This is a genomic window from Rickettsia lanei (genome assembly GCF_056242675.1).
In genome coordinates, this window is record NZ_CP172233.1 from 1,108,037 (window position 1) to 1,133,564 (window position 25,528).

The following is a 25,528-nucleotide window of genomic DNA, read 5'->3' on the forward strand; positions in this document are numbered from 1 at the left end:
CTACGTTGTTGCACGGCTCCGTTTATGTCATTCCCGCTTCTGCAGGAATGACATCGATGACTGTTTAAACTATACCAAAACATGAATTAATTTAACCATATGAACCCACAATTAAACAATTTAACCTTACCGATATATATGGATTATCAGGCGACAACTCCAATAGATCCAAGAGTAATGGAGGCAATGTTGCCTTATTTTACTACTAAATTCGGCAATCCTCATTCACGCAGCCATTCTTTCGGTTGGGAGGCAGAAAACGCCGTTGAAGAGGCAAGGAGTATGGTAGCAAAGTTAATAGGAGCGGATACTAAAGAAATTATTTTCACTTCCGGTGCAACTGAGTCTAACAATCTTGCAATAAAGGGAATAGCAAAATTTTACAGCAATAAAAAGAATCATATTATTACCGTAGTCAGTGAACATAAATGCGTACTTGATGCTTGCAGGCATTTAGAGCAAGAAGGTATAAAAATCACATACTTACCGATTAAGCCAAATGGAATAATCAATTTAGAAACTCTAAAAAATGCCATTACCGATCAGACTATGTTAGTTTCAGTTATGGTGGTTAATAATGAAATAGGTGTTGTTCAGCCTTTAAAGGAAATCGGGAAAATTTGCCGTGAAAAGGGCGTTTTTTTTCATTCCGATATTGCTCAAGGTTTTGGTAAAATTCCAATTGATGTTAACGCATTGAATATTGATCTTGCCAGTATCTCAGGGCATAAAATTTACGGTCCAAAAGGAATAGGTGCATTATATGTAAGGAAAAAACCTCGTGTGCGTGTTACACCGCTCATAAACGGTGGCGGGCAGGAGAGAGGTATGCGTTCAGGTACGCTACCGACTCCTTTAATTGTAGGGCTTGGCATGGCTGCTGAAATAGCGTATAGTGAGATGGAAAAAGATACTAAGCACGTAAATTACTTATTCGACAGATTTTTAAATAATATACATAAGCGAATTTCAGAAGTTTATTTAAACGGCGATAAAAATCAAAGATATAAAGGTAATTTAAATTTAAGCTTTGCCGGAGTTGAAGGAGAATCAATGATCCTTGCCATTAAAGATTTAGCGGTTTCCTCCGGTTCTGCTTGTACTTCTGCCTCTTTAGAGCCGTCATATGTTTTACGTTCTATGGGAATCGGTGAAGAGCTTGCCCATACTGCAATTCGGTTCGGCATAGGTAGATTTACTACCGAGCAGGAAGTTGACTACGCAGTAAATTTAATATGCTCAAAAATCGATAAACTAAGGGCATTAAGCCCTCTTTGGGAAATGATGCAAGAGGGAATTGATTTGAAAAAGATTAAATGGGCTGTACATTGAGAATATCAGCATTGCGAGCAGCCGGTAGGCTGCGTTGCAATCTTGTCAAATATCCTGAGATTGCTTCATCCAAACTTACAGTTTTTCCTCACAATGACGGCTCAGGTATTCACACAAGTATAACATACAAAACCAAATTTTAGAGAATAACAATGGCTTATAGCAAAAAAGTGATAGATCATTATGAAAATCCTCGTAATGTTGGATCGCTTGATAAAGAAAATAAAAATGTTGGTACAGGACTAGTTGGAGCTCCTGCTTGCGGTGACGTTATGAAGTTACAAATCGCAGTTGATGATGACGGGATTATTACAGATGCTAAATTTAAAACATTCGGCTGCGGTTCAGCTATTGCTTCAAGTTCTTTAGTAACGGAGTGGGTTAAAGGAAGATCGGTAGAAGATGCCGAGACTATTAAAAATACCGAAATAGCAAAAGAATTGTCACTTCCACCGGTCAAATTACATTGCTCACTACTTGCTGAAGATGCAATAAAAGCAGCTATAGCCGATTACAAACAGAAAAAAGAAAGCAAAAAAGACTCTTAACATATGAAAAATGTTATTTCATTAACCGATTCTGCTGCAAAGCAAGTAAAATTGCTAATAGAAAAACGCGCCAAGCCTACCTTTGGTATTAGGGTAGGGGTTAAGTCAGGCGGTTGTGCCGGTCAGACTTATTACGTGGAATATGCCGATAGTAAAAATCAATTCGATGAAGTAGTTGAAGAAAAGGGCGTACGGATACTAATCGACCCAAAGGCATTAATGTATATTCTAGGTTCTGAAATGGACTATGTAGAGACTAAATTCAAATCCCAATTCACTTTCACCAATCCTAACGAAAAAGCTAATTGCGGCTGCGGCAAATCTTTTAGCGTGTAACACTTTAGAATCAATAAAGGTTTTAAAATATGTTTAACTGGGTTTATAATAAAATATTCTCTTAAAAGCACTAGAGGAAAGAATTGATTTCTTTTCTCCGCTTAATACAGAAGAAAAGGAAAAAAGAAGGGCTGAAATTAGACTTATGAGGGATGCTGATATCGAAAATGATAAAAAGTCTATTCTAGAAGCAATAGTAAAAAAGGACAAATTATTTTAGAACCCTATACGGAAATACCTTTAAAAGAAAGTTGGCTATTTAATCACAAAAAGGTTTTAATGCAATTAAATAATGGTATTAAAGATTCTGCTAAAGGGCAAGTTAAATTTATAGAAGATTTCAGTAAATATTTAGATGATGACTTTGAAAATTCTTTTTACTATTCAAGCTAGTAAAGATTTGGAAGAACTCGAAAATAATAAAGGATTAGAAAAACGTTTAAAAGCAGTAAAAAAACACTGGCATATCTACAGGCCAACCCTCGTCATCCTAGTTTAAATACCCATAAATATAAAAATCTGTTAAAGGACATGACGGAGAAGAAATATTTAAAGCTTATGCTGCAAATAATATTCCTGCTGCTTATAGAATTTTTTGGTATTATATGGACCAAACAAAGATAATATCACACTATTCTAGCAATTACAGCACATCCATAAAAAGTCAATTGCAGTTGACTATTACACCAATAGCTTTATTTTAAGAACAATCATGCAAATCACTGGAAAATGAAATCCCCCAGCCTACTGCGATATGATTAGGATCGCGTATATTAGTATATTTAACTAAATCCTGAACAGGAGTATCATAATTTGTGAAATTTTTGATAAAGCATCTCCTGATTTCACTGTATAAACTTTAGCGGTGCGATTTGGCATATTAACCCCTAAGATTATTTTTGATAGCTTAAAAAGTTATCAATCTTTTGTTTAGAAATCAAGAGTAAAATAATTATAGTAGTTTTAACTATTGCTAAAAATCATTATTTCAGCTATGTTAAAGCTGTTTTCTTTAAATTAGATTAATATGTCACAAAAATTAGGTTTCTGGGCGGTTTTTGCCTTAGTAACCGGCAGTCAAATCGGTACTAGCGTTTTTATCTTGCCGTTAAGTTTAGCACCGTTCGGTATATACAGCATTTGGGGCTGGGTACTTTCATTATTCGGTGCTATGAGTATAGCACTTGTATTTTCTACCCTTTGTGCACAATTTCCTAAAACAGGAGGTCCGCACGTTTATGTACGGGAAAATTTTGGGGATAAAATAGCTTTTTTCACCGGTTGGACTTACTGGATTATATCCTTTGTCAGTACAAGTATAGTAGTCATTTCGGCAATAGGTTATCTAACGCCTTTTTTTAAATCACAAGCGATTTCAGACTTAATATTACAGATCATATTATTAGGTGCTATTATGGTTTTAAATTTAAAAGGTCCTGAAGTAGCAGGAAAAGCAGAGTTTTATTTAACTCTCTTAAAATTTGTTCCATTGCTTATAGTAGGTTTATGTGCTTTATCACATTTTAATATCGATAATATAACTATTGCCGAGGAAGTAGAGAATTTAAGCATTCCGAGCATTATGGGAAGAGTTGTACTGCTTACTTTTTGGGGATTTATTGGCATAGAATGTGCAACTACCACGGCAGGTGCAGTAAAAGATCCGGCAAAAACCATTCCACGAGCCATAATAGTTGGAACTTTTTGCGTAGCAGTGTTATATATTATTAATAGCATAGGTATAATGGGATTAATCCCTGCTTCTGAACTTGTCAGTGCTAAAGCTCCTTATGCCGATGCCGCTTCATTATTATTCGGGGGTAAATGGTCAAGCGTAATTACGGTTATAGCCTCGATTATATGTATAGGTACGCTTAATGCTTGGGTGCTAACTAGCGGACAGATAGCTCTTGGGCTTGCAGAAGACGGTTTATTACCGAAATTTTTTGCTAAGAAAAATAGCAATAACGCTCCAACTCACGGAATTATTGTAAGCTGCCTTGGCATTGTGCCGTTATTAGTCTTTACGGCAAATGATAATTTGGCCAAACAGATTACACAAATAATAGATTTCTCGGCAATCACATTCTTATTCGTCTATTTAATTTGTAGCTTAGCTTTTTTAAAGATGATTTTTAGCTCAAAAGAAAATTTTTCTTATTATTATTTACTTATAGCTATAATATCGATTATCTTTTGTGCATGGGTGATCTATGAAACACCTGTTAAAACTCTGATTATAGCTAGTTCTTTTACTATCTTTGGTATTCCTTTGTATTATGGATGGTATAAATATCATTCCCGTCTATGAGCGTTACCTAGCTGGATGCTGAGCCGTTATTGCAAGCGACTGCAAGTAATTTCCTTGCAATGACGACTCAGCCTCCAAGCGGGCAAGAGCACGACATAAGAGATATAAACAGAGATATAAAAACATGATCAAAATCCGCATTAATCTGCTTAGAAATTTATTCACAGAATATGATATAGACGGTTATATAATTCCGTCTAACGATAAATATATGAGTGAATATGTTCCAAGCTATGCAAAGAGACTTGAATATATAACAGGTTTTACTGGTTCAAACGGTATAGCTATTATATATAAAGATACAGCATTATTCTTTACCGATGGACGTTATTTAGAGCAAGCAAATAAAGAGCTGGATTTAGAGCTTTTTAAGCTTTTTGACTTAAAAGATATATCTAAGTTTGGTAAAGATGCAAAAATAGGATACGATTCTGAATTATTTACTTATCCCACTATATCAAATTTAAAGTTCAATTTTCAGAAGATTAATGGAAATTTAGTTGATAAGATTTGGCCAAATCAGCCGCTAGAGCCAAACTCTAAAGTTTATTTGCATGATATTAAGTTGGCGGGCGTTAGTCATACTGATAAAATAAGTAAATGTCGTGAAATTTTTTTGGATTCCCGCTTTTGCAGGAATGACACCGAGCAATCTGCCTTAGTCATTCTCGATAGCTCCTCCATATGTTGGTTACTAAATTTGCGTGCCAGTGATGTTGCTTATACGCCTTTAATGTTTGCAAAAGTTATACTCACTTCTACACAATTATATTTGTTTATAAATCCTACAAGAATCGATGCCGAAATTATTAATGCTCGTCCTGAAATAACGATTTTACCGGAAGAAGAATTTGAAAATATTTTAAGAGATAGCGAGAATAAACATCTTTCCAAACCAGCTTATAGAATTTTTATTGATGATACTATAGCATCTGTTCATATAATGGACTTAGTAGCTGATAAAAAAGTACAAAAAATTACCGATCCATGCTTAATGCTTAAAGCTTGTAAGAACGATGTAGAAATTAAGCATGCAATCGATTTGCATATTAAAGATGCAGTAGCTTTATGTGAATTTTTTGCTGATTTTTCTCAATGTCATCCCTGTGAAAACGGAGATCCAGAAAAACATAATAACGAATTGACCGAGTATTCCCTCGGTTTAAAGCTTACAGAGCAACGAGCTAAACAAGAGGGATATGTTTCGGATAGTTTTCCTGCTATTTGCGGATTTCAGGAAAATAGTGCTATTATTCATTATAGAGCTGACCAAAAAACTGCTAAAAAAATTGAAGGGCAGGGGATATTACTGATAGATTCCGGCGGTCAGTATCAAGGTGCTACTACCGATATAACTAGAACAATAGTAATAGGTACACCGACAGATGAGCAGAAAAAGCGTTATACGCAAGTACTTAAAGGACATATTGCTTTAGCTAAAGCCAAATTCCCAAAAAATATCATCGCAGGAGCTAATCTTGATATACTCGCTCGGCAATATTTATGGCAAGAAATGCTAGATTATCCACACGGTACAGGGCATGGGGTAGGGAGCTTCTTAAGTGTTCACGAAGGACCGCAAAGCATAAATCTTCTTAATAAAACAATACTTAAAGCAGGTATGATCTTATCTAATGAACCGGGGTTTTATGTTCCTGGAAAATATGGTATTAGGATTGAGAATTTGATGTATGTAAAAGAAAATAATGGATGGCTGGAGTTTGAGACCTTAAGCCTAGTGCCTTATGCTAGTAAATTGACTGATATGAAACTACTTAATATTGATGAAATAAACTATATCAAGGAATATTATAACAAAATTAGAGCTAAAATTTATGATTTATTATCCACGCAAGCGAGGAATTGGCTTAATAATGAAATAAATTTATATTGTAATTGACGTTTCTGCTATTTATTGGTATAAATTTATATTGGTATAAATTTATATTGTAATTGATTGTAATTGACGTTTCTGCTATTTATTGGTATAAAGTCTATTTCTATATTGGGACGTCGCCAAGTGGTAAGGCAACGGTTTTTGGTATCGTCATCCGGAGGTTCGAATCCTCCCGTCCCAGCCATTCGTCAATTTTCAATATTTTTACAATCCCTAAACATTTTTACAACCCATAAGTAATTGTTGTTCTATAATCTATATTATGGAAAATAAAATTTTATATGGTGCATTCGATTGGATTTGAACCAACGACCTTTGCCTTCGGAGGGCAACGCTCTATCCAGCTGAGCTACGAATGCAAATAACTAATAAGAGCGATCCAAAATAAAAATAACTAATAAGAGCGATCCAAAATAAATTTAATAATCGAAAACAAATAGTCTTTATAAATATTCTGAACCGGAACCGGAATTTTATTTAATAACTTACTTGCTGCATTTTCTAAGTTACTCAAATAATTAACTGTTTCATTGTAAATTTCATGCTTTACCATTAAGTCATGTATTTTTACAAAGTCATCTTTAGTACGCTTATCACATTTAATTATATTTTCAAGCCAAAGCTGCTTATCTTGCGCTAACTTATTATATAAAAAAATCAGCGGTAACGTAACTTTTCCTTCTAAGAAATCATCGCCAATATTTTTGCCTACCTGTTTATCATTACCCAAATAATCAAGCAAGTCATCTATAACCTGAAATATCGTACCGAGTAATTTCCCAAAGTCCTCCATATCTTTAGAAATATGGTCTACCTGCTCTGCTATAATAGCTCCAACTGCACAAGCAGTTCCAAATAGTTCGGCGGTTTTAGATTTAACTATTTGCTGATATTCGTCTATAGTTATAATACGTCGTTCATTTAACTTCACTAGCTGTACTACCTCCCCTTCGGAAATAATTGCTGAAGCTTTAGCTAGAACATTCATAGCTTTAATAGAGCCGGAAGCTACCATTAACTTAAAAGACTGACTAAAGAGGAAATCACCCACTAAAATACTTGTTTTACTGCCCCAAATAACGTTAGCCGTAGGTTTGAATCTTCTTAAAGTACTGTCGTCTACCACATCATCATGAAGCAATGTGGCGGTGTGAATGAATTCAACGGCACTTGCGAGCTTTATATGATTATCGCCTTTATAATCAAACATTTTAGCAGTTATTATAGTTAAAAGCGGACGAATTCTTTTACCTCCTGCTTCTAGTAAATATTTACCGACCTTTTCTATTAACTCTTCATCACTTTTTAAACAGCTAATGATTAAATTGTTTAACTTAGTTACTTCATCTTTTAAATCTTGCTGTATTTTTACTATAATATTCATGGTTGGTATTTTTATACTCGTGCCAAAATCCTGAGATTGCCACGCTCCTTTCAGTTGCTTGCAATGATGATTAACGCAGTTCATCGAGTATACATTCCTCTAATATTTTTTGATTAACATTAGGAATTAACTCCATAATTTTTTCTTTTACATTTTCACCGGGTTGCACTTTTTTTACTGCTGCTTGATATAAAGATAAATAATATAAAGGTATAAGTTTATTTATATCATCTATATTACCTATTTTAGCTTTGTTTAAATCGGACAAATCAAACACATACTCAATGCTAGCATCAATTAAATTAGATGAATTCGGGTGATCAGAAATAGTTTTTAAAAATGATTTCAAAGCATTCCCGTATACTTCCTTACTCTCTTCCGAAAAATCTTTAAAATCCCCTACTCCGTATATATATGCACTTAAAACATCTATTATTCTAGAGTAATCATTAATTATTATAGTACCTTTACTGTAAGAATCTTTAAGAGCATTTACTATAGTTTCATTTGTTATATTAAATCCCGATGCGTTTGAATAGAGACTTAAAGCATTTATCTGTGCTCTAGTTAATTTGTTTAATTCAGTTACTAAATTAATATTTAAATTAAAATGATATTCCCTATCTTCAAAAATACTAAAATTATATTGTTTATTATTATTTAAAATATAGCTTAGTTCATTATTAAAATCTTTATATAGCTTATTATCAGAAAGTTTAAATAAATAGGTTTGCTTATCGTAATATTTCTTTATAAATTCTAATGAACCTATTATAAAACCAGGTTTTAGCTTAAATTGCGAATCTACCAAAAGATCAATATTATTATTGCCGAAATCGTTTAACTTACCTTTATATAATAAATTAATATTATTTTCAAAGTTATTACTATTGATTTTTGCATTAGTAACTTCAATTGTTAAATCTTTAGCAATATCTTTAAAATTCACACTACTAGTACTAATCAAGAAATTACCGGAAAATTTGAAATTATTATTCCAAGCGGGTCTATATAATAATAAGCCGGCAGGTATTATTCTATCTTCAAGGTTACTTTGTACTATTTCGGTTTCATAATAAATTGCTAATTTTTGCGGTATGTTATCAAGGAAATCCTGTTTACTTGTATAATACTTACTTTTGTCAAATAACATAGTAAGTATAGTATGATCTTCTTCATATAATTTTTGATTATCGACTAAATCAAAAATTTCTGTTTTACCGGAAGTAAATTTAATATTTTCTATTAAATTTATAACTTCAAATAAATCTTTTTTAAATCGTACTATTTCAAATAATTTAAAATTTAACGGTATTTTTGTTGATAATATACAGTTCTCATTATAAAATCTTACTCCAAAGCCTCTTTGAACCGGCTTAAATTTTCCGAATGCTTCTCCGGAAAAATGTATAAATAATTTCTGCTTAAGTAAATCATAACCGATATTTATCGGTGTGGTAAATTCAGTTACTCTATTAATACTCTCTTCTTGCCAATTAATTACTGAAATACCTAATTTGAAAGGAAAACCATATGGCTGAACTTTAGAAAACTTAATAAGATATTGCTGATTAGGATTATTATCAGCCTCTTCTATATTAAGGTTGGTACCGGCATATTTTTGATTTATAGAGTGTGATAAAGAGAACATAATAGTAAACCACAACCCACTATATGCGAGTATAATAAAGATAGTTATAAATAATATTATTTTAAGAATTTTTTTCATCTTTAAATCGGTATTATAGTGTGATTTTCTTTTGTTGTATGGATAAGTTTTTTTGTCATTGCAAGGAAAAATTGAAAATATGACTGGGTGGTATATCCACGCAACAATGCCCGCTTGCAATGACGTTTACTTACACAGCTCTATATATTCCTTATTCAATTTTATAACGTTCCAAATCCATAAACTCATCATAACTATAAAAGTTACTAATAAATATATTATAATAGAATCAAAGGTAGCAGTCGGAATAATAATAAATATCAAAGACTGTATAAATGCTCCAAGCGATTTACCGAATTTAGTACCTATTACCTCTACGGCAGCTTTTCCCTTAGTTCTAAGCTCTAAAGATAAAGGAATATACGCCATTTCTTTTGTTGAATCGAATAATGAATATTTGGACGATTTACTCAGTATGTTCTGAATTGCTCCAACAATAATCGCTGCATATAGAAGATTAAAATCACCGAAACATTCTCCTATTTCTTCAATAAAAATTATAAAGATAAAAAACATCAAGCCGGTAATAGACAACATCATAGGAGTTAATAATGCCGAAATGAGCCAACCGAGTCTTCTAAGAATATTACTGCCTATTATCATGAAAGTAACGCATGATATCCCCATCCAAATATTAAACCTGCCCATAAAGTTAACATAGTCTATAGTGTTGGGATGTAATTCTTTTATTTTTGCTTTCCAAGGTCCTTCAACTATATTTATTAATAATCCATAACAGATTATTAATAAGGCAATACGACCTATATATTTTGAGTGAATTACTAATTTGATACTTTCAATTACCGAAAGTTTTGTTTTCATTTTAGCTGTAACTTTTTTTGCATCTAAAACATTTATGGAATCTGTTAAAATAAATCTATTGATTATTCTAAATAGAAGCATAGCAATTATTCCTACAGTAACAATAATTGACATGATTGGCTGAAGCATTATAGCATTTCCAACAGATAAATTAAAAGCATCCGGTAATAATTCTGAATCAATGACGTCCTGCCCGCTTGAGAAAAAGACAAGTACGCTGCCTGCTATTATAAGACCGATATTACCGACCATTCCAAGAACGGGATAGAATCTTTTAGCTTTAGAAGTATCAAAAATGTGATTGGCAAACTGCCAAAACATTAAGTTTATGACTACTGCACTCCATAATTCCGCGAAAATATACATCAGTGCATAACTCCATTGACTACCTATTTTAATAAACCATTTAAAATGAGGGTATGAAGCAATTAATTTATTTATCATTTCATCATTAGGATGATAAATATCTTGATTTGGATAAATAATATAGGCAAATAATAAGAAAAATAGTAAAAAACTGCCGACTATAATGTAGAAAATATATTCAAAATTTAAGTTATTACTAAGTTTAACATAAAGTACGGTAAAAATTACGCACGAGGGTAATACTAACCATAATTTTAAGAAGCTAATAATTTCAGCCCCCATAGAGGGTACTACTAAACTATCTTTGATAGATCTTAAAGCCCCAAAATTAAAAAGGATACATAACATCATTAAAGCCATAGGTATAAATAGCTTTAATTCTTGCCTTTCTATAGGCCAAATTATTTCTTTAACTTTTTCAAAGAAAATTTTAGGCGGTAACATTTTTATTGTAACCTTACATATTAAAGTTAATTTTTAAATCTCTTAAGTGCTAAAGTCAATTAAAATAATTAATTTATACTACTCCAAGGTGTTATTTCTTTATATCGCCAGTAATATTTTGTGATCTTATCTAATTTGTCCTGATGTGTCTTCCATAATTCCTGCTTATCGGTAGTCCATGGCTTAGGTCCTGCATAGTGTAAAATGAAATAAGAAAAATAAGGGCTTTGAGTCTAAAAATATGTAAAACAGTTCCATCTCATCGATAAGATTTAATAAATCTTAGTTAGGAAAAGAAAAATCACATTTTGACTTTTGTAAAGTTTTTAAAAGCATATTTTTATCTTGCGTTTTGTGCATATTTTTTAAGTTTAAAATGAGCTATATTTCTCTTACATTCTTTTGTCACTTTATGACTAATCTATGGGAGTTATTTGAAAACAGTGAACTTGTAAAAAATACATATGGATTAATGATTATCAGTTAATTAATGTTCAAAATATTTCTGATGACAAATTAAAAGAAAAAGCTTGGTCTGGAATCTTGCAGTTTTTTTTAAAACATATCCACAAACGAGATTTATTAAAGAGATGGCAAGAAGTAGCTGATCTTTTACCAGAATTTATTAAAGTTAATATCGGTATAGATTATATAGAGCTAATTTTGTCCTCTACACCTTGAATCAGACTAGGGAAAATGATAAAATAGAAATAGAAAAAATACTTAAATAGCATTGAAACCCTGCATTAGGAGGAAACCTTATGCATAATAGCTTAGCTCATAGCTGGAAACAAGCAGGTATTGAAGAAGGTAGAAAAAAAGAGAAAATTACTATGACTAAAGCAATGAAAAAAGAAGGGCTTTCTTTAGAAACTATTATGAAAATAACAAAATTAGATAAGAAAGATATTGAGACATTAAAATAACATGATTACATTACATGCTGCAAATCAACCGAAGACTCACATTTTTGCATATTAAGCCTATAGGAACTTAGAGCTAAAGGCATATATACTCGATCAACTTCAAAAATTGGCTATGTTGTTTCATAAGCTCTGCGGTGCTCACGTATTAAGTATACGCTCCGCTCTTCGCCTTATAGACTCCTTGCTCTTGTTGAAGTTGATCTTCGTCTATCAATTCTTCATTTACTCGAATTATATAAATTCATGTTAAATAACTCTCGTTTATGTATTATTTGGTTGTTTGGGCTTATTAGCGGTTTTAATCTAATGATTACCGGTAATACTTTAAATTATTGGCTTGCTAAAGAAGATATAGCACTGCAAACAATCGGTATATTATCATTCATAACGCTTCCCTACTCTATTAATTTCTTGTTAGCACCGATTTTTGATGCAGTGCAAATTAAATATTTAAACAAAATATTCGGTCATAGATTATCTTGGATTTGCTTAACTAGTAGTGCATTGATATTTCTTATATATATTTTCAGCTTTCTAGATCCTAGTACTAATCTATTATTATTTGCTTTCACAGCTTTAATTATTTCTTTTTTTAGTGCTGCACAAGATACTATATTAAGTGCTTTAAGAACGGAAATAGTACCTAAAGAATCGCTTGGGTTTACTTCAGGAATATATATATTCGGTTATCGGGTCGGTATGCTTTTAGCCGGTTCTGGAGCTATTTATTTATCTATTTATTTAACATTTAATGAAATATATAAAATCTTTGCCGGTTTAGTATTTATTTATTTAATTTTATTGATTGTAGGAATTAAGTATTGTTATTTAAACGAGAACATACATATACAGATAATCAAGAATGATATAAAAAATAATCAAAATAAAAAAAACATAATAAATTTTATATATAATGCGTTAAAACCTATAGGTTCTGTTTATTTCATTATTCTTATATTAATTTTCCTAGTATTATATAGGTTACCGGATAACTTAATTAATGTTATGATTAATCCGTTTTTGCTTCATCTTGAGTATGATGCTTTTGAAATAGCAAGCGTTGGAAAGTTTTGTGGAGTTGTAGGAGCTATAATCGGTGGACTTGTCGGCGGGGTTATTATGAAACATAAAAATATATTAAATAGTATATTTTTATTTGGTATTATTCATGCTTTAGGACATATTTTATTTATTTTTCTTGAAATAAACGGTAAAAATTCTTTATTATTATTTATTACGATAGGAATAGCAAGTATTACCGGCGGTATGACAATGACTGCTTATATCGCTTTTATTTCTGCACTCTGTCAAGGTCAATTTCGAGCTACTCAATATTCTTTTCTTTCATCGATGATGGGGATTTCGCGCTCAATTTTTCCTATAATTTCAGGCTATATGGTAGTAAATTTCGGTTGGCAAAATTTCTTTTTATTTACTACTATTATAACTATTCCGTCTTTATTAATATTATTAAAAATAAAAACTAAATTACAATAATGAATGAATATATTAAGTATAATATTTTTAATACCGTATTTTGCTATTTCTTCCATTATACCAAGTATTTTTATATTAAATCACAGTGCAAAATATCGTAGCTTCAAAAAAGCTCTACCTAGTGTAATTGTTGCTTATGTTATAATATACTTATACATATAATCGTTTTCAATCATGATTTCTTCTTTATTTTTATGATTTGATATATAACAATACCTTTTTTCATAATTGGATTTATTTTTCTAAATTTATTTTTCTAATCTGTATGGAATATAATACTTGGCATCAATCATATTTTAATTTAACAATAGAACCTTAGCCTATTTCTATGTAGAAACAAAGTTTAGTTTCTATATTGTGATATCAATATTATCTATATTAAACCCATATATAATGAGTATATTAAATATTGGTTTTTACAAATATCAAGGAAATGACATTAAAATTATTTACATTTTTATTAGTATATAGTTTTTATCATTGGCAATAATTGGTTATAATATTAGAAAATTAAATAAAAATGCTATAATATTAAAAATAATTAATAAAATGGGAGCAGTAACAATTTGGAGCATAGCTCTAGTATATAAAATGGCTATTTAAATGAATAATGATATATTAAGTGCTTTTTTACATGGCATCGTTTTAGCTCTCGGTTTAATAGTGCCGCTCGGAGTACAGAATATTTTTATATTCAATCAAGGAGCAACACAGCCAAAGTTTAGCAAGGCTTTACCTAGCATAATTGCAGCCTCAATATGTGATACTATGCTTATATGTATGGCAGTTCTTGGGATATCTTTGTTAATTCTTGAAATTTCTTGGTTAAAATTATCTATATTTATTGTTGGATTTATTTTCTTAATTTATATGGGATATAATACTTGGAATCAGCCGCCTATTGATCTTACAATGAAGTCCGGGGCTTTTTCAGCTCAAAAACAAATTTTATTTGCTATATCGGTGTCAATATTAAATCCGCATGCAATTATGGATACGATTATAGTAATAGGTATTAGTGCTTTAAAGTATAGCGGTATTGCAAAAATTATATTTACCTTAACTTGCATACTTATATCTTGGATATGGTTTTTTTCTTTAGCAGTTGCAGGTTATAATATTAGAAAGCTAAATAAAAGTAGTACGATTTTCACTATAATTAATAAAATAGCTGCTATTATTATTTGGGCAGTTGCTTTTTATATTGGAGTACAAATATTGTATGAAATCGGTTTTATTAACTAGACATATTGAAGAAAATAATGAAACTATAAAGGAAATAAGTAAATATAATTTAGATTTACGTGATATTCATTGTCCTTTAATTAAATATAAAACTCTAGATTTTAATATCGATATTTTAGATAATTACTCAAATATAATAATAACTAGTAAATATGCAGCAAGTATCTTAACCGGTCATAACTTAAAACAAGATATTTGGGTAGTAGGTAGTAAGTCAAAACGATTATTAGGCAAGGAAGTAATGTATACTGCTAAAAACGTGGAAGATTTGATTAAGCATTTTCCTCCTGATTTATATGAGCAGACTATATATTTATCTTCAAATGAAATTACTAAAGATTTACCTAGCAAAATAGCTAGACATATCATTTATAATGTAGAATATTTGAATGAGCTGCCCGTATCTATTATAAAAGCATTTAAAAATAATATTGATTTTATATTACTTTATTCTCAAAATAGTGCTAGGACTTTAGTAAAATTATTACTGCAAAATAATTTACTAGAGTACTTACAAGATAGTTTAGTTGTAGCCATAAGTTTGAAAGTTGCAAATATAGTTAGACCTTTTATAAAAAATGTGGTTTATTGTGATGATCAAAACCTTAACGATATAATCAAGTTATTATCTGAAAATGCACAAATTCGATAGTTTATTTAAAAGCAAAAACATCTTTTTTATAGCCATAGTAATATTTGTCTTATCTTCTTTTACTCTTTATCATAATAGATCCAATATTTTAAAACTTTTTAAAAGTGAAAATAAGGATTTAAGCCAAATTCCTGATCAAGCAGTAGAAAATAAAGAAAATACTACCCTGGAAGAAAAGGAAGCAGCTCCTCTATTATCTACCAAATCGCTTTTAAATTACGTAAGTTCTTTAAAGTTTCCTGAAGCACCGACTAATTTAGTAGAACCAAAATTAGAAACTGTAGTCAATTCAGCTTCATTCGGATACAAGGAACAAGGAGCGAAGAAGCCTATAACTAATAGGAGAACGACGAGTGATGAGGTAGGCGTATGGGTATCACTTGACTATATTAATTACTTATTAAATGTAAATCTATTAGTATATAATTTCATGCAAGATAAGGATTATAGTAAAGAACTAAGAATAGTAAAGTCCCGTCTGCTGCCTCAAGATATAAGGAATATTTTAAATAACTTAGAAGCATATAATAATTATCTTTTTTCTAAATCAAGTAGTACGGAAGTAATTTTTCCTACCAACCATAAGTGGCTGGCGAAGTTTATCAAAATTGAAAAAAAACCTTCTGCTATGATGATAAAAGAACAAGATAAACCTCTAATTTTAGAGAACTTAAACTATCTAATCGATTGTCTTTATTCAGAAAAATTTATGCAGGAGTTTGTAAATAAAGATGTTTAGGTTATTATTAATATGTGCTACTTTTTTACTGCTTTATTTCGGGTTTACTTTTATAGAGAGCTTTGATTCAAAAGTTTTTATTAGTTTATATGATTATAATATAGAGACTAACTTGTTCTTTAGTCTTATTTTAGGCCTTTTATTACTAATTTCTTGTTTTATTGTCATTAGATTTCTAATATTAATTATCGATTTACCATCTAAAATACATAATATTTTTAGTAAACGAAAAATTAATCATGATAGATATGCTTTAATTTTAGCTTTTGCCGAATATATTATGAATAATAAAGCTAAATCTGCTTCTATTGCTCGCAAAAATTTATCTTCTGAAGATCTAAAAGATTCACAAGAATTCCATAATTTAATCTTAGCCGTAACTGAAGAGGATGTAGATAGAAAAATTTCCTATTTTCAAAAACTTATTACATCTAAAGAATTTGTTTTTTACGGTAGCAAAAATCTAGCAAAACTTTATTATGATAAATCTTTTTATGAGCAAGCAGAAAATTACGCAACCAAGGCTTATAATTTCAATGAACTTGATATTGACAATTTAATTACTTTAATGCGTTGTTATGCTAGACTTTCTCTATGGACAAAATTTATTTTTATAACGAATAAGCTCGCAAAATTTCATAAACATGAGTCTATGCCGGAAATTGCTGAGTATTATTTATTAGCAGTGAAGCAAGAAATAGAAAGTAATAATACGGCTAATGCTATAGATTATTTGGCAACGGCTGTAGATTTAAATTTTTATAACGACGAATTACTAGAATGTTACTTTAATTTAAATAATAAGCTGAATGTTAATAAAAAGATCAAAATATTAAAAGATGCTTTTCGTATTATTCCTTCTTTAAAATTAGTGCAGCTATTTAAAAAATTTACTTCTCTATCAGATAGGCAAATTTATGAAGAATTAACTCAAGAGTTAGATGCTAAACAAGATGAAATATTAATTTTAGCAATAGAAGCTTATTTAGAATTGTAGACGTTGTGATATGGATTCTTTTATGTTATTCCCCACGAGATATTGTTGCGTGGATACCAAGTCGTCATTGCAAGCAGCCGTAGGCTACGTGGTGATAAAAAAATATGACGACTTGGGTACCTGCAACAACGCCTGCTTGCAATGACGGATAAGCCGAACCACACAACAAAAACTAATATAAAAATAATTTCTTTGGGTGCTTACTAATTTCTTCATTTACATTATTATTATGGTGATGATAATTAGATTGAATTGTTATTAAATAAGCATTTATTGCTTTAGCAAATTCTTCAGTTTTATAACGAAAGAAATGGTCAGCTCCATTGATAATTTTATAATCAACTTTAATATGGGATTGTTGCTTAGATAATCTATTTGCTAGGTCTTTTACATCATCTGCCGATACTATACTATCATTATCTCCCTGTAATATAAACCCTGGAATAGGACAAGGTGAGAGGAATGAGAAGTCATATTTATGAATTGTATTAACTGGCGGTGAAATAGCAATAAAATGATTTATTTCCGGACGTCGCATTACAAGTTGCATAGCTATCCATGCTCCGAAAGAAAATCCTAATATCAGATTAGACTGAGCATTTGGGTTATTCTGCTGTAACCAGTCGAGAGCTGCCCCCGCATCAACCACTTCACCGACTCCGTTATCAAATTTACCTTGTGATCCCCCTACTCCTCTAAAATTAATACGTAAGACGGTATAACCGTTATCTGCTAAAATCTTATAGGCATTATAAACTACTTTATTATTCATATTACCCTCATATAAAGGATGAGGATGAAGCACTAATGCAATAGGGGCGTTAGGCGCGGTAGCTTTTACATATCTTCCTTCAATTCGTCCTTCCGGACCGTTAAAATAAATTTGTGGCATAATTATTCATAATATTTAATTTGTTCGATATGATATTTTACCACTTTTTCTTATTAGTGCAACTATTCTGAATTAAAATATGAGTGTATTGACGCATGCCGCCATATATACTAAAATGTGGTCAAATCAGTTGGATGTAATTACAAAGAGCGAGAAGCGCAGCCTATAATAATCGGAGAGCGACGAGAAACGATGTAAGTGAATTTAAATCATTTGACTATAGCGGATAATAATAATTGAATGGAGCTATATTCAGTAGATATTAGATTACGCGTTTCAGCAGATATAAAACTTGAAGCAGCAGAAATATTTAAGCAAATGGGGATGACTATGTCAGAAGCCATGAGGATATTTTTCTAACTCAATGTATAAATAGCGGCGGTTTGCCTTTCAAACCACATATTAAGATTCCTAATGAAAAGACTATAAAAACTTTTGAGAATACAGATAAGCAAATTGGTTTAACTATCGCAAATAATACAAAAGAAATATTTAATAAGTTAGGCACCTAATTTGTATCATCATTACAAACGACTAAAAACCTTGTTGTACGACTTCTATGTCATTCCTGCGAAAGTGGGAGTCTAGAAAGGATCACCTTAATACTAGTATAAAAATTACAGATTATTGACCAAATAAACCTAAAAAAACAAGTTTTTTATAGGTTTTACTGGATTCCCGCCTACGCGGGAATGACATATAAAGATTATCTAAGAAAATACTGACATACCTCCATAAGAACTAAGTTGTAATTTTATGATAATACTAATTATTTTTAAAACCTAATATTAATTTAATAATTTTTGCTTTTCACTGTTAATAATTTGCTCAACCTTGTCATTAAGTATACGTACGTCTGTTTGCTCTATTTCTTCTTTTTCTATTACACCTATAATCTTTATCTTTATAGTTCCAGGTCGCTTAAACCAAAAACCTCTAGGCCAAAATAAACCGGCATTATGAGCTATCATCACAATTGGAACTTTAGTAATTGAAGCAAGCTTTACGGCACTTGGTTTAAATTTTACCGTTCTATCAGGCGGAACTTTAGTTGATTCCGGAAATATTATTAACCATAATCCTTCTTTTATTTTTTCCTGACCTTCTCTTAAAATCTGAGCAACCGAGCTATTAGTACCACGGTCAACTGCAATAGGTTTAACCATCCGAAGTCCCCAACCAAGCAGGGGTATATTAAATAATTCACGCTTTAATACCCAAGAATGTTTAGGAATAATCAGTTGCATAAACATTTGATCCCAAAAGGATTGGTGATTAGACACGACGATTGCAATAGTCTTCGGTAATTTCTCAAGCCCCTCTACTTCATATTTTAAACCGCAACAAATTTTTGCAAGCAACACAAAAGCATAAGAAAAGATAATGGCAATTCTATATCTTATTTGATAGTTGACATTGAAAAATGTTACTGGTATGTAACATATAAGAAAAAAAATAAATGTAAATAACGATAATAATCCGTAAAATGATAAAATTCTTAAACGCCACAGCATAATTATTAAGATACTTATATTAATAAAAATGGTATTTATAACATAATTTTACAATGAGTAAAATAAAAAGGTATTAAATGAAAAAAACTGTTCTTTCCGGTGTGCAAGCAACCGGTTCTTTACATCTCGGTAACTATCTTGGCGCAATTAAAAACTGGGTTAAAATGCAGGAAGAATATAATTGTTTTTTCTTCTTAGCAGATTTGCATTCTATCACGGTTGATATTCAGCCATCAGAACTTAACAATTCAATTATGGAGGTGCTTGCTGTTTATTTAGCAGCAGGGCTTAACCCTGACAAAGTAACGATTTTTGCCCAAAGTATGGTGAAAGAGCATACTGAACTTGCTTGGCTACTAAATTGCGTTACACCGCTTGGATGGTTAAAGCGCATGACGCAATTTAAAGATAAAGCAGGTAGCGATCAAGAAAAGGCTTGTCTTGGGTTATTTTCCTATCCGGTACTTATGGCAGCGGATATCTTAATATATAAAGCCGATATAGTGCCTGTAGGTGAGGATCAGAAGCAGCATTTAGAGCTAACAAGAGATATTGCAGGGGTAATAAATAGAAAATTTAACAAAGAAATTCTAAAAGTTCCTGAGGTTTTAATTAGTGCAACAGGCACAAGAATCATGAGCTTACGGGATGGATTACAGAAAATGAGTAAATCTGATATTTCGGATTTTTCCCGTATCAATTTAAAAGACGATAACGATCTTATTCATCAAAAAATAAAAAAAGCCAAAACCGATCATTTAAGTTTTGTTAGCTATGATCAAGAAACAAGACCGGAAATTAGTAATTTATTAGATATTTATAGCAGTTTATCCGAAGAAAGCTTGGAAAAAATAATCGGTAATTATCAAAACCAAGGTTTTGCAAAATTTAAAGAAGATTTGGCAGAAATTATTATTACAAATTTACAACCGATACGTGATAAATATTTAGAATTAATGAATGATAAAGGATATTTATTAAAAATACTGCACAAAGGAGCAGAAAAAGCAAGAATTAGAGCTTCTGAAACGGTTAATGAAGTGAAAGAACAATTCGGATTTGTAATTTAGATTCATATATTGCAAGATTTCCCTTGAAATATATAAGATTATTTGGTATGAATCTTCTTGGATAGGTGGCCGAGTGGTTTAAGGCACTAGTCTTGAAAACTGGCGTACGGGCAACCGTACCGTGGGTTCGAATCCCACCCTATCCGCCAGCTCAGTTTATAGTATTATACCCTTTTATTTGCTTTATAGTGCTTAGTATATTTTCTAGTAAAATCCTAATCATTTTTTGATAAGGCACATGTGCAGTTGCTGCTTCTGATTTAAAAAATTCTACGCTCTCTTTACTTAAAGACATGGTTACTTTTACTGAATCATCTTTTAATAAAAGTTCTCTAGGATGTGGTAAGAAATCTTTTACTATTTTTACTTCCCCTATTTCCCCATCAGTGTATTTTAGCTCTTGTTCATAAATTCTCTTGCCTTTACGCCAGTATCCTGCTCCCAAAATTCTTATATGATTACCTCGGAACATAAAACGGACTGTTAAATATTACCATCAACTTTACCTAAACAAAAATATCTTTTTTCTGTAACACTATGGTCTACATCTTGAAGGATTATCCTTTTGATATCTAGAAAAGCTTTTTGAGCTTCATAAAAGCTTACGTTATGCTACCAATATTAATTTTATTTTTTTCTTCATCCCATTCAAAAGAAGAATGCATTTTTAGCCTTTAATCGATTAATTTAATAATACTTAGCTCTATACTAAATGTCCATATATGTAATTTAAAATCACTATCTTTACTAAATTCTAATAGACCTTCTAAATGATTTTTGTGTATAGAAGAAGCAATTTTAACTTCAAATGCATCACTATTTTGAAATATAAAATCAACCTCATATCCTTCTTTAGTACACCAATAAAATAATTCATCTCTTTTGTTGTTTAAATATTTATAAGCTATTAATTCTAAGAATACATAATGCTCAAAAGATTTACCAGCATCAAACCCTGTCATTTCCTGATATTCATATTGCCTTAGGTAATTTGCTAAGTGCGGTATCGAAAAGGTAAAATTTAGGCATTGCCGTAATAATTCGCCTTTTGCTAAGTGATCTATACGGATAAAGATGATATCCTAAATATATATCTTCTAATATTTCAAGATATGTTCTAACGGTTTTTGCATCAACACCGCAATCTCTTGCTATATTACTATAATTTATCATCTCATCGTTTGAAATGCCTATAATCTCTAGAAACCTTGCGTTTTCTTAAATTTGCTTCACAAACTGTACTTCAGGTAAAATATAGTCATATAAATAGGACGCAAGATATTTATGAAGCTTTTTTGATGCAATATAATGATCAGGTATTAGTCCATGATTAAAAATTTTATGCCAATCAAGCTCTTTTAGCTCAGAATAGCATAGAGCAGCAAAAACATATATCTCCAAGCTCTTCTGCCAAGTAAATTGCTACCTGTTGATTTTAAGCGCCTAGTACTGGAGCAGCAAAGGATAAATTGTAAAGATTTATTAGATTCTATTAAATAATGAACCTTATCTAACAGTAAGGGAATTTTTTGCACCTCATCAATAATAATAGTTGAGATGCCGTCTTTTGACTTAAATTCTTCTCTTACACGTTCAGGATTTTGAAAGTAAACTTTATAGGATATCAGCTTGTAATAAATCTATATATATCCGGAAAACGTTGTTTCAGATATGTTGACTTACCAGTTTTACGTGCTCCCCACAAAAAACAGGACTGTCCTTTTGGTAATTCTAAGTCTAAAAATCTTTGTATTGTCATGATAATATCTTGCAAATTTAGATATTTTAGGAGTATATTCCCTAAATATCTATTTATCTAGTTGATTTAAGAGGTTATCTGTAAATAAATTGTAATTAGCAAGTAAAGAGCTTTTTTAGCAAAAATTGATAAGATTTTTGATAGGGTGTTATTCATATTTCAAAAAAATCTTATAATTTGCAGCAAAAAAGAATTAAATTATCGATTAAAATTTATTTACAGATAGCTTCCAACATCATTTTAGCGGCTTTTATGCCTGCTTCTGTTGAAGTTTTTATATTGGTAGTTTCGGTATGGAAAGTTATTTTACTGCCATCAAGGTTACCGAGCATAAAATTGGTTTGTATATTAGACATCTTCCCAAACTCTACTTCTAGGGGTAATTTGTACGTCAATCCGGTACTCGCATCTGTGCGATTGCTTTTGTACGCTGCGGTGGCAAGTGCTTCTGTGTTTCCTTCAAATACCTCCCTATAAGCGAATTTGGAAAGATGTCTAGGATTTACATCTAGATATTGTGAATAAGCAGCAATCGGGGTGCGGCAATTAGCATCTAGATACTCTAAAAATGCTCTTTCGGGTTTTATGAGCTCAAAAGTGGGCAGATGATTAATTTGGTTGCATATCTCAAGCATAGCATTATCATCTTTTCTAATCTCAACTGCAATGACTCCCTGCCCTATACACGGTAACATCTGTGAATACTCTATCAAATGGCAATACTCCGGATTAAACACCTCTAACCTTTTAAGACCTGTATATGCTAAAATTGTTGCGTCAACTTCGCCGGTCATTAGCTTTTTTATTCTTGAATCAACATTCCCTCTAAAAACCGTTACCTTTAAATCCGGTCTTATTTTTTGGATAAATGCTTTTCTTCGTACTGCCGAGCTACCTATTACGGCATTTTGCGGCAGCTCTTCTATAGATTTATATTTTAGACAAACAAAAACATCTCTGGGGTCTTCACGCTCTAAAACAGCAGCTATTACTAGCGGTTCAGGTATTCTACCCGGTACATCTTTTAAAGAATGAACAGCTAAGTCAATTTTTTTATCAAGCAAGGCTTGCTCTATTTCCTTTAAAAATAAAGCTTTACCGCCTATATCATATAATGGTTTATTTTGGATTAAATCCCCGCTAGTAATAATCGGCACTATTTCACAATTGATATCAGGAAAAAATTGTTTGATTTGCTGAATAACTAAATTAGTGTGTATTAAAGCAAGTGGACTTTTTCTTGTACCTATTCTGATAGAATTTGTCATTTGTTTTCTACTATTTCAAAAGGGCTAGTAAAACTTAAAACATTACTGTTTATAATTACTTCATGATTCATAATAACTGCTTGTTCTACAAACTCATCCCCTTTAGTAAAATCACCAAAGATTATTGCCTTTATGCATTCAAATATACCGGTATTTTTTAATTGAACTAGATTACGATGTACGGCATAGGCTTTTTCATTAACGTCTTCAAGCAATAGAATTTTATTGTCATCCCCGTGGAAACGGGGATCCAGTATTATTTTTTCTGGATTCCCGCTTCCGCGGGAATGACATAAAGAAGCATAGGAATGAGAATGAATTTGCAAACCAGTACTAATCAATTTAGTTAAAACCGTTAAATTCCCGCCTGTTATTGTACCTGTTATATTTTCCTCACTAATTTTCTTTATAGGTATAAGTTGTATTTCACTCTTTTCTCCTTTAAGAACATTTATTATAGGCATAATATCCTGATTAGTAGGCGGTAGTAACGAAGTTAACACTGAACCGTGAATAGTTGGGATATTATAATGGTTATTTAGTAATAAATGCAAAACGGTAATATCGCTATAGCCTATCAGGACTTTATCCCCTTTTTGTTCTATATTAAAACAATCTTCTACAAATTCACTGCATCCACATCCGCCACGAAAAGCCCAAATTATTTTAACCTGTGCATTTTCCATAGCTTCAAACATTCTTAACCTTTCCTCTTTAGAAGCAGCGAAAAAAGGCAATGCATCACCTGAAAAAATCTTATCATCTACTAAAGTGTTAAAACCATGCAACGCTAGTATTTTAATAGCTTCCTTTAATTTATCTTGTGCATCTAGACAGCTTGACGCCGGTTCTATAATTGATATAAAATCTTGTTGTTTATTAAAAATAATTTTTTTCATAATAATGTCATACCGTGGCCCTGCCACGGCATCCGGTAAAAATGTTAAAAATGCGTGTTATAAGTTGTTTTTTGGATACCGTGGCGGGGCACGGTATGACAGCAAACAGTACTGTATTCCTGTGCTCAACGGAATGACATTTTCAATTACAAAGGCATCGTAAAAATAAAAGTAGTCTTTCCCTGTTTATTGTTTTCTGCCCAAATTTTTCCGGCGTGCAGTTCTATTACTTTCTTACATAATGCAAGTCCTACTCCTCTACCTCCTGCCGTACGTGTTTTAGAGCTTACGACAAATACACCGAATATACTCTGCAATTCCTCTTTCAGTACTCCTATTCCATCGTCTTTTATACTATAAAACAAGATATTATTTTCTTGCATGTGTAGATCAATGTTTATTATTCCCTCACTACAATAGCTGATAGCATTTATTATTAGATTAGCGAATGTGTGTTTAATATAATGAGGATCACAGTTAAAATTGAAAAGAATATAATAATTATATTCTTTTCAATATCAGATACAAAATTTAAGATTTTGCCGTTTAGATATAATTTCTTACATATTTTAATCCTTTCATGTAGCAATTCGCTTAAGTTTATATCTTTTTTATTGAGTGCATCATTAAGACTGGATAATTTTGAAAAATCTAGAATATTATTTATCAAGCTATTTAATTTAATAGAGCTTTTAGCTATAACCTCTACTGCATTGCGACGCTGATCTTCATTAAATTTATCATAATTAGCCCATAAGGTTTCACCAAGGCTAATAATACCGGTTAGCAGCGTATTGATTTCATGGTTTATATTACGTAAGAACTCATGTTTCAAATCAAGTAACTTCTCTAATGCCTGCTCTCTATAATTAACTCTATTACCTAAAGGAGTATTTTTTAG

At 31.3% G+C, this 25,528-nt stretch carries 28 protein-coding genes, 3 tRNA genes and 3 pseudogenes; 18 read left to right on the forward strand and 16 right to left on the reverse strand.

Annotated features, from left to right (window positions below):
- Positions 1 to 99 precede the first annotated feature (99 nt).
- The 3 genes from ACHBLB_RS06350 to ACHBLB_RS06360 all read left to right on the forward strand — a co-directional run bounded on the left by ACHBLB_RS06350 (position 100) and on the right by ACHBLB_RS06360 (position 2,216).
- Positions 100 to 1,332 carry an IscS subfamily cysteine desulfurase gene (locus ACHBLB_RS06350; protein WP_475841449.1) on the forward strand — a complete coding sequence of 411 codons (1,233 nt, stop codon included), beginning with the start codon at positions 100 to 102 and terminating at the stop codon, positions 1,330 to 1,332.
- Between the two features lie 152 nt (positions 1,333 to 1,484).
- Positions 1,485 to 1,880 (forward strand): Fe-S cluster assembly scaffold IscU, encoded by a 396-nt coding sequence (gene iscU / locus ACHBLB_RS06355; protein ID WP_010977348.1) that lies wholly within the window; start codon positions 1,485 to 1,487, stop codon positions 1,878 to 1,880.
- Between the two features lie 3 nt (positions 1,881 to 1,883).
- Positions 1,884 to 2,216: an iron-sulfur cluster assembly accessory protein gene (locus tag ACHBLB_RS06360; RefSeq protein WP_004998325.1), complete on the forward strand. Its 333-nt coding sequence runs from the start codon at positions 1,884 to 1,886 to the stop codon at positions 2,214 to 2,216.
- Positions 2,217 to 2,916: 700 nt separating this feature from the next.
- Here ACHBLB_RS06360 and ACHBLB_RS06365 read toward each other — a convergent pair.
- Positions 2,917 to 3,095, reverse strand: a pseudogene (locus ACHBLB_RS06365) (LysM peptidoglycan-binding domain-containing protein).
- Positions 3,096 to 3,243: 148 nt separating this feature from the next.
- On the opposite strand from ACHBLB_RS06365, the gene ACHBLB_RS06370 reads away from it, so the two are divergent.
- The 3 genes from ACHBLB_RS06370 (at position 3,244) to ACHBLB_RS06380 (ending at position 6,608) form a co-directional block, all read left to right on the forward strand.
- Positions 3,244 to 4,527 (forward strand): APC family permease, encoded by a 1,284-nt coding sequence (locus ACHBLB_RS06370; protein WP_475841451.1) that lies wholly within the window; start codon positions 3,244 to 3,246, stop codon positions 4,525 to 4,527.
- Between the two features lie 124 nt (positions 4,528 to 4,651).
- Entirely contained in the window at positions 4,652 to 6,427 is a 1,776-nt protein-coding gene (locus ACHBLB_RS06375; RefSeq protein WP_475841453.1) for an aminopeptidase P family protein, read from the forward strand.
- Between the two features lie 106 nt (positions 6,428 to 6,533).
- A tRNA-Gln gene (locus ACHBLB_RS06380) sits at positions 6,534 to 6,608 on the forward strand.
- A gap of 98 nt (positions 6,609 to 6,706) precedes the next feature.
- Here the strand turns inward: ACHBLB_RS06380 and ACHBLB_RS06385 are convergent.
- From ACHBLB_RS06385 to ACHBLB_RS06405, 5 genes and pseudogenes are all read right to left on the reverse strand, one after another.
- Positions 6,707 to 6,783, reverse strand: a tRNA-Arg gene (locus ACHBLB_RS06385).
- Positions 6,784 to 6,818: 35 nt separating this feature from the next.
- Positions 6,819 to 7,808: a polyprenyl synthetase family protein gene (locus ACHBLB_RS06390; protein ID WP_475842791.1), complete on the reverse strand. Its 990-nt coding sequence runs from the start codon at positions 7,806 to 7,808 to the stop codon at positions 6,819 to 6,821.
- 70 nt (positions 7,809 to 7,878) lie between these two features.
- A complete protein-coding gene (locus ACHBLB_RS06395) occupies positions 7,879 to 9,537 on the reverse strand; it encodes a hypothetical protein (RefSeq protein ID WP_475841455.1) in 1,659 nt (552 codons plus the stop codon).
- Between the two features lie 126 nt (positions 9,538 to 9,663).
- A complete protein-coding gene (gene tlc3 / locus ACHBLB_RS06400; protein ID WP_475841457.1) occupies positions 9,664 to 11,169 on the reverse strand; it encodes a nucleotide exchange transporter Tlc3 in 1,506 nt (501 codons plus the stop codon).
- 68 nt (positions 11,170 to 11,237) lie between these two features.
- Positions 11,238 to 11,584 (reverse strand): annotated as a pseudogene (locus ACHBLB_RS06405) (glycosyltransferase family 8 protein); the annotation flags it as partial.
- Positions 11,585 to 11,670: 86 nt separating this feature from the next.
- Between ACHBLB_RS06405 and ACHBLB_RS06410 the strand changes: the two are divergent.
- The 8 genes and pseudogenes from ACHBLB_RS06410 to ACHBLB_RS06445 all read left to right on the forward strand — a co-directional run bounded on the left by ACHBLB_RS06410 (position 11,671) and on the right by ACHBLB_RS06445 (position 17,225).
- Complete coding sequence (locus ACHBLB_RS06410; protein WP_475842793.1) at positions 11,671 to 11,850, forward strand: hypothetical protein; 180 nt, start codon at positions 11,671 to 11,673, stop codon at positions 11,848 to 11,850.
- A pseudogene (locus ACHBLB_RS06415) lies at positions 11,847 to 12,095 on the forward strand (transposase). The gene ACHBLB_RS06410 and the pseudogene ACHBLB_RS06415 overlap by 4 nt, the downstream one beginning before the upstream one ends.
- Positions 12,096 to 12,338: 243 nt before the next feature.
- Positions 12,339 to 13,592: an AmpG family muropeptide MFS transporter gene (locus ACHBLB_RS06420; protein ID WP_475841459.1), complete on the forward strand. Its 1,254-nt coding sequence runs from the start codon at positions 12,339 to 12,341 to the stop codon at positions 13,590 to 13,592.
- A gap of 480 nt (positions 13,593 to 14,072) precedes the next feature.
- A complete protein-coding gene (locus ACHBLB_RS06425; RefSeq protein ID WP_012150903.1) occupies positions 14,073 to 14,195 on the forward strand; it encodes a hypothetical protein in 123 nt (40 codons plus the stop codon).
- Complete coding sequence (locus ACHBLB_RS06430; RefSeq protein ID WP_475841461.1) at positions 14,196 to 14,837, forward strand: LysE/ArgO family amino acid transporter; 642 nt, start codon at positions 14,196 to 14,198, stop codon at positions 14,835 to 14,837. It abuts the gene before it with no gap.
- Positions 14,815 to 15,489 (forward strand): uroporphyrinogen-III synthase, encoded by a 675-nt coding sequence (locus ACHBLB_RS06435; RefSeq protein ID WP_475841463.1) that lies wholly within the window; start codon positions 14,815 to 14,817, stop codon positions 15,487 to 15,489. Before ACHBLB_RS06430 ends, ACHBLB_RS06435 begins: the two co-directional genes overlap by 23 nt.
- The gene (locus ACHBLB_RS06440; RefSeq protein ID WP_475841465.1) at positions 15,473 to 16,228 is read left to right on the forward strand and encodes a palindromic element RPE2 domain-containing protein; all 756 of its coding nucleotides are present in this window, start codon (positions 15,473 to 15,475) and stop codon (positions 16,226 to 16,228) included. Before ACHBLB_RS06435 ends, ACHBLB_RS06440 begins: the two co-directional genes overlap by 17 nt.
- Entirely contained in the window at positions 16,221 to 17,225 is a 1,005-nt protein-coding gene (locus tag ACHBLB_RS06445; protein ID WP_475841467.1) for a tetratricopeptide repeat protein, read from the forward strand. Before ACHBLB_RS06440 ends, ACHBLB_RS06445 begins: the two co-directional genes overlap by 8 nt.
- A 172-nt stretch (positions 17,226 to 17,397) precedes the next feature.
- Here the strand turns inward: ACHBLB_RS06445 and ACHBLB_RS06450 are convergent, their stop codons facing one another.
- A complete protein-coding gene (locus ACHBLB_RS06450; RefSeq protein WP_475841469.1) occupies positions 17,398 to 18,117 on the reverse strand; it encodes an alpha/beta hydrolase in 720 nt (239 codons plus the stop codon).
- 240 nt (positions 18,118 to 18,357) lie between these two features.
- Between ACHBLB_RS06450 and ACHBLB_RS06455 the strand changes: the two genes are divergently transcribed.
- Positions 18,358 to 18,477, forward strand: coding sequence for a type II toxin-antitoxin system RelB/DinJ family antitoxin (locus ACHBLB_RS06455; protein WP_475841471.1), 120 nt, complete (start codon positions 18,358 to 18,360; stop codon positions 18,475 to 18,477).
- Between the two features lie 23 nt (positions 18,478 to 18,500).
- Entirely contained in the window at positions 18,501 to 18,629 is a 129-nt protein-coding gene (locus tag ACHBLB_RS06460; protein ID WP_012262417.1) for a hypothetical protein, read from the forward strand.
- Between the two features lie 276 nt (positions 18,630 to 18,905).
- Here ACHBLB_RS06460 and ACHBLB_RS06465 read toward each other — a convergent pair whose 3' ends face one another.
- The gene (locus ACHBLB_RS06465; protein ID WP_475841473.1) at positions 18,906 to 19,631 is read right to left on the reverse strand and encodes a lysophospholipid acyltransferase family protein; all 726 of its coding nucleotides are present in this window, start codon (positions 19,629 to 19,631) and stop codon (positions 18,906 to 18,908) included.
- A 77-nt stretch (positions 19,632 to 19,708) separates the two neighbouring features.
- Here ACHBLB_RS06465 and trpS point away from each other — a divergent pair, with 77 nt between their 5' ends.
- Both trpS and ACHBLB_RS06475 read left to right on the forward strand, forming a co-directional pair.
- Positions 19,709 to 20,701, forward strand: a complete 993-nt coding sequence (trpS, locus tag ACHBLB_RS06470) for a tryptophan--tRNA ligase (protein WP_475841475.1) — start codon at positions 19,709 to 19,711, stop codon at positions 20,699 to 20,701.
- Between the two features lie 59 nt (positions 20,702 to 20,760).
- Positions 20,761 to 20,850, forward strand: a tRNA-Ser gene (locus ACHBLB_RS06475).
- A 2-nt stretch (positions 20,851 to 20,852) separates the two neighbouring features.
- Here ACHBLB_RS06475 and ACHBLB_RS06480 read toward each other — a convergent pair.
- The 8 genes from ACHBLB_RS06480 to ACHBLB_RS06515 form a co-directional block, all read right to left on the reverse strand.
- Positions 20,853 to 21,173 (reverse strand): hypothetical protein, encoded by a 321-nt coding sequence (locus ACHBLB_RS06480; RefSeq protein WP_475841477.1) that lies wholly within the window; start codon positions 21,171 to 21,173, stop codon positions 20,853 to 20,855.
- A 202-nt stretch (positions 21,174 to 21,375) separates the two neighbouring features.
- On the reverse strand, positions 21,376 to 21,663 hold the full coding sequence (locus ACHBLB_RS06485) for a DUF4143 domain-containing protein (protein WP_475841479.1): 288 nt from the start codon (positions 21,661 to 21,663) through the stop codon (positions 21,376 to 21,378).
- A gap of 10 nt (positions 21,664 to 21,673) precedes the next feature.
- The gene (locus ACHBLB_RS06490) at positions 21,674 to 21,874 is read right to left on the reverse strand and encodes a DUF4143 domain-containing protein (RefSeq protein ID WP_475841481.1); all 201 of its coding nucleotides are present in this window, start codon (positions 21,872 to 21,874) and stop codon (positions 21,674 to 21,676) included.
- Between the two features lie 185 nt (positions 21,875 to 22,059).
- On the reverse strand, positions 22,060 to 22,236 hold the full coding sequence (locus tag ACHBLB_RS06495; RefSeq protein ID WP_475841483.1) for a hypothetical protein: 177 nt from the start codon (positions 22,234 to 22,236) through the stop codon (positions 22,060 to 22,062).
- A 436-nt stretch (positions 22,237 to 22,672) separates the two neighbouring features.
- Positions 22,673 to 23,728 (reverse strand): hydroxymethylbilane synthase, encoded by a 1,056-nt coding sequence (gene hemC, locus ACHBLB_RS06500; RefSeq protein WP_475841485.1) that lies wholly within the window; start codon positions 23,726 to 23,728, stop codon positions 22,673 to 22,675.
- The gene (locus ACHBLB_RS06505) at positions 23,725 to 24,627 is read right to left on the reverse strand and encodes an LD-carboxypeptidase (protein ID WP_475841487.1); all 903 of its coding nucleotides are present in this window, start codon (positions 24,625 to 24,627) and stop codon (positions 23,725 to 23,727) included. The genes hemC and ACHBLB_RS06505 overlap by 4 nt, the downstream gene beginning before the upstream one ends.
- A 146-nt stretch (positions 24,628 to 24,773) precedes the next feature.
- A complete protein-coding gene (locus ACHBLB_RS06510) occupies positions 24,774 to 25,121 on the reverse strand; it encodes a sensor histidine kinase (protein WP_475842794.1) in 348 nt (115 codons plus the stop codon).
- The gene (locus ACHBLB_RS06515) at positions 25,064 to 25,462 is read right to left on the reverse strand and encodes a sensor histidine kinase (protein ID WP_475841489.1); all 399 of its coding nucleotides are present in this window, start codon (positions 25,460 to 25,462) and stop codon (positions 25,064 to 25,066) included. Before ACHBLB_RS06515 ends, ACHBLB_RS06510 begins: the two co-directional genes overlap by 58 nt.
- Between the last annotated feature and the right edge of the window lie 66 nt (positions 25,463 to 25,528).

Coding starts and splice junctions, on each gene's coding strand:
- ACHBLB_RS06370 (WP_475841451.1), top strand. CDS start 3,244: ATGTCACAAAAATTAGGTTTCTGGGCGGTTTTTGCCTTAGTAACCGGC.
- iscU (WP_010977348.1), top strand. CDS start 1,485: ATGGCTTATAGCAAAAAAGTGATAGATCATTATGAAAATCCTCGTAAT.
- ACHBLB_RS06485 (WP_475841479.1), bottom strand. CDS start 21,663: ATGACAGGGTTTGATGCTGGTAAATCTTTTGAGCATTATGTATTCTTA.
- trpS (WP_475841475.1), top strand. CDS start 19,709: ATGAAAAAAACTGTTCTTTCCGGTGTGCAAGCAACCGGTTCTTTACAT.
- ACHBLB_RS06430 (WP_475841461.1), top strand. CDS start 14,196: ATGAATAATGATATATTAAGTGCTTTTTTACATGGCATCGTTTTAGCT.
- ACHBLB_RS06375 (WP_475841453.1), top strand. CDS start 4,652: ATGATCAAAATCCGCATTAATCTGCTTAGAAATTTATTCACAGAATAT.
- ACHBLB_RS06465 (WP_475841473.1), bottom strand. CDS start 19,631: ATGCTGTGGCGTTTAAGAATTTTATCATTTTACGGATTATTATCGTTA.
- ACHBLB_RS06445 (WP_475841467.1), top strand. CDS start 16,221: ATGTTTAGGTTATTATTAATATGTGCTACTTTTTTACTGCTTTATTTC.
- tlc3 (WP_475841457.1), bottom strand. CDS start 11,169: ATGTTACCGCCTAAAATTTTCTTTGAAAAAGTTAAAGAAATAATTTGG.
- ACHBLB_RS06360 (WP_004998325.1), top strand. CDS start 1,884: ATGAAAAATGTTATTTCATTAACCGATTCTGCTGCAAAGCAAGTAAAA.
- ACHBLB_RS06440 (WP_475841465.1), top strand. CDS start 15,473: ATGCACAAATTCGATAGTTTATTTAAAAGCAAAAACATCTTTTTTATA.
- ACHBLB_RS06420 (WP_475841459.1), top strand. CDS start 12,339: ATGTTAAATAACTCTCGTTTATGTATTATTTGGTTGTTTGGGCTTATT.
- ACHBLB_RS06395 (WP_475841455.1), bottom strand. CDS start 9,537: ATGAAAAAAATTCTTAAAATAATATTATTTATAACTATCTTTATTATA.
- ACHBLB_RS06350 (WP_475841449.1), top strand. CDS start 100: ATGAACCCACAATTAAACAATTTAACCTTACCGATATATATGGATTAT.
- ACHBLB_RS06455 (WP_475841471.1), top strand. CDS start 18,358: ATGGAGCTATATTCAGTAGATATTAGATTACGCGTTTCAGCAGATATA.
- ACHBLB_RS06435 (WP_475841463.1), top strand. CDS start 14,815: ATGAAATCGGTTTTATTAACTAGACATATTGAAGAAAATAATGAAACT.
- ACHBLB_RS06505 (WP_475841487.1), bottom strand. CDS start 24,627: ATGAAAAAAATTATTTTTAATAAACAACAAGATTTTATATCAATTATA.
- ACHBLB_RS06450 (WP_475841469.1), bottom strand. CDS start 18,117: ATGCCACAAATTTATTTTAACGGTCCGGAAGGACGAATTGAAGGAAGA.
- hemC (WP_475841485.1), bottom strand. CDS start 23,728: ATGACAAATTCTATCAGAATAGGTACAAGAAAAAGTCCACTTGCTTTA.
- ACHBLB_RS06480 (WP_475841477.1), bottom strand. CDS start 21,173: ATGTTCCGAGGTAATCATATAAGAATTTTGGGAGCAGGATACTGGCGT.
- ACHBLB_RS06490 (WP_475841481.1), bottom strand. CDS start 21,874: ATGATAAATTATAGTAATATAGCAAGAGATTGCGGTGTTGATGCAAAA.
- ACHBLB_RS06390 (WP_475842791.1), bottom strand. CDS start 7,808: ATGAATATTATAGTAAAAATACAGCAAGATTTAAAAGATGAAGTAACT.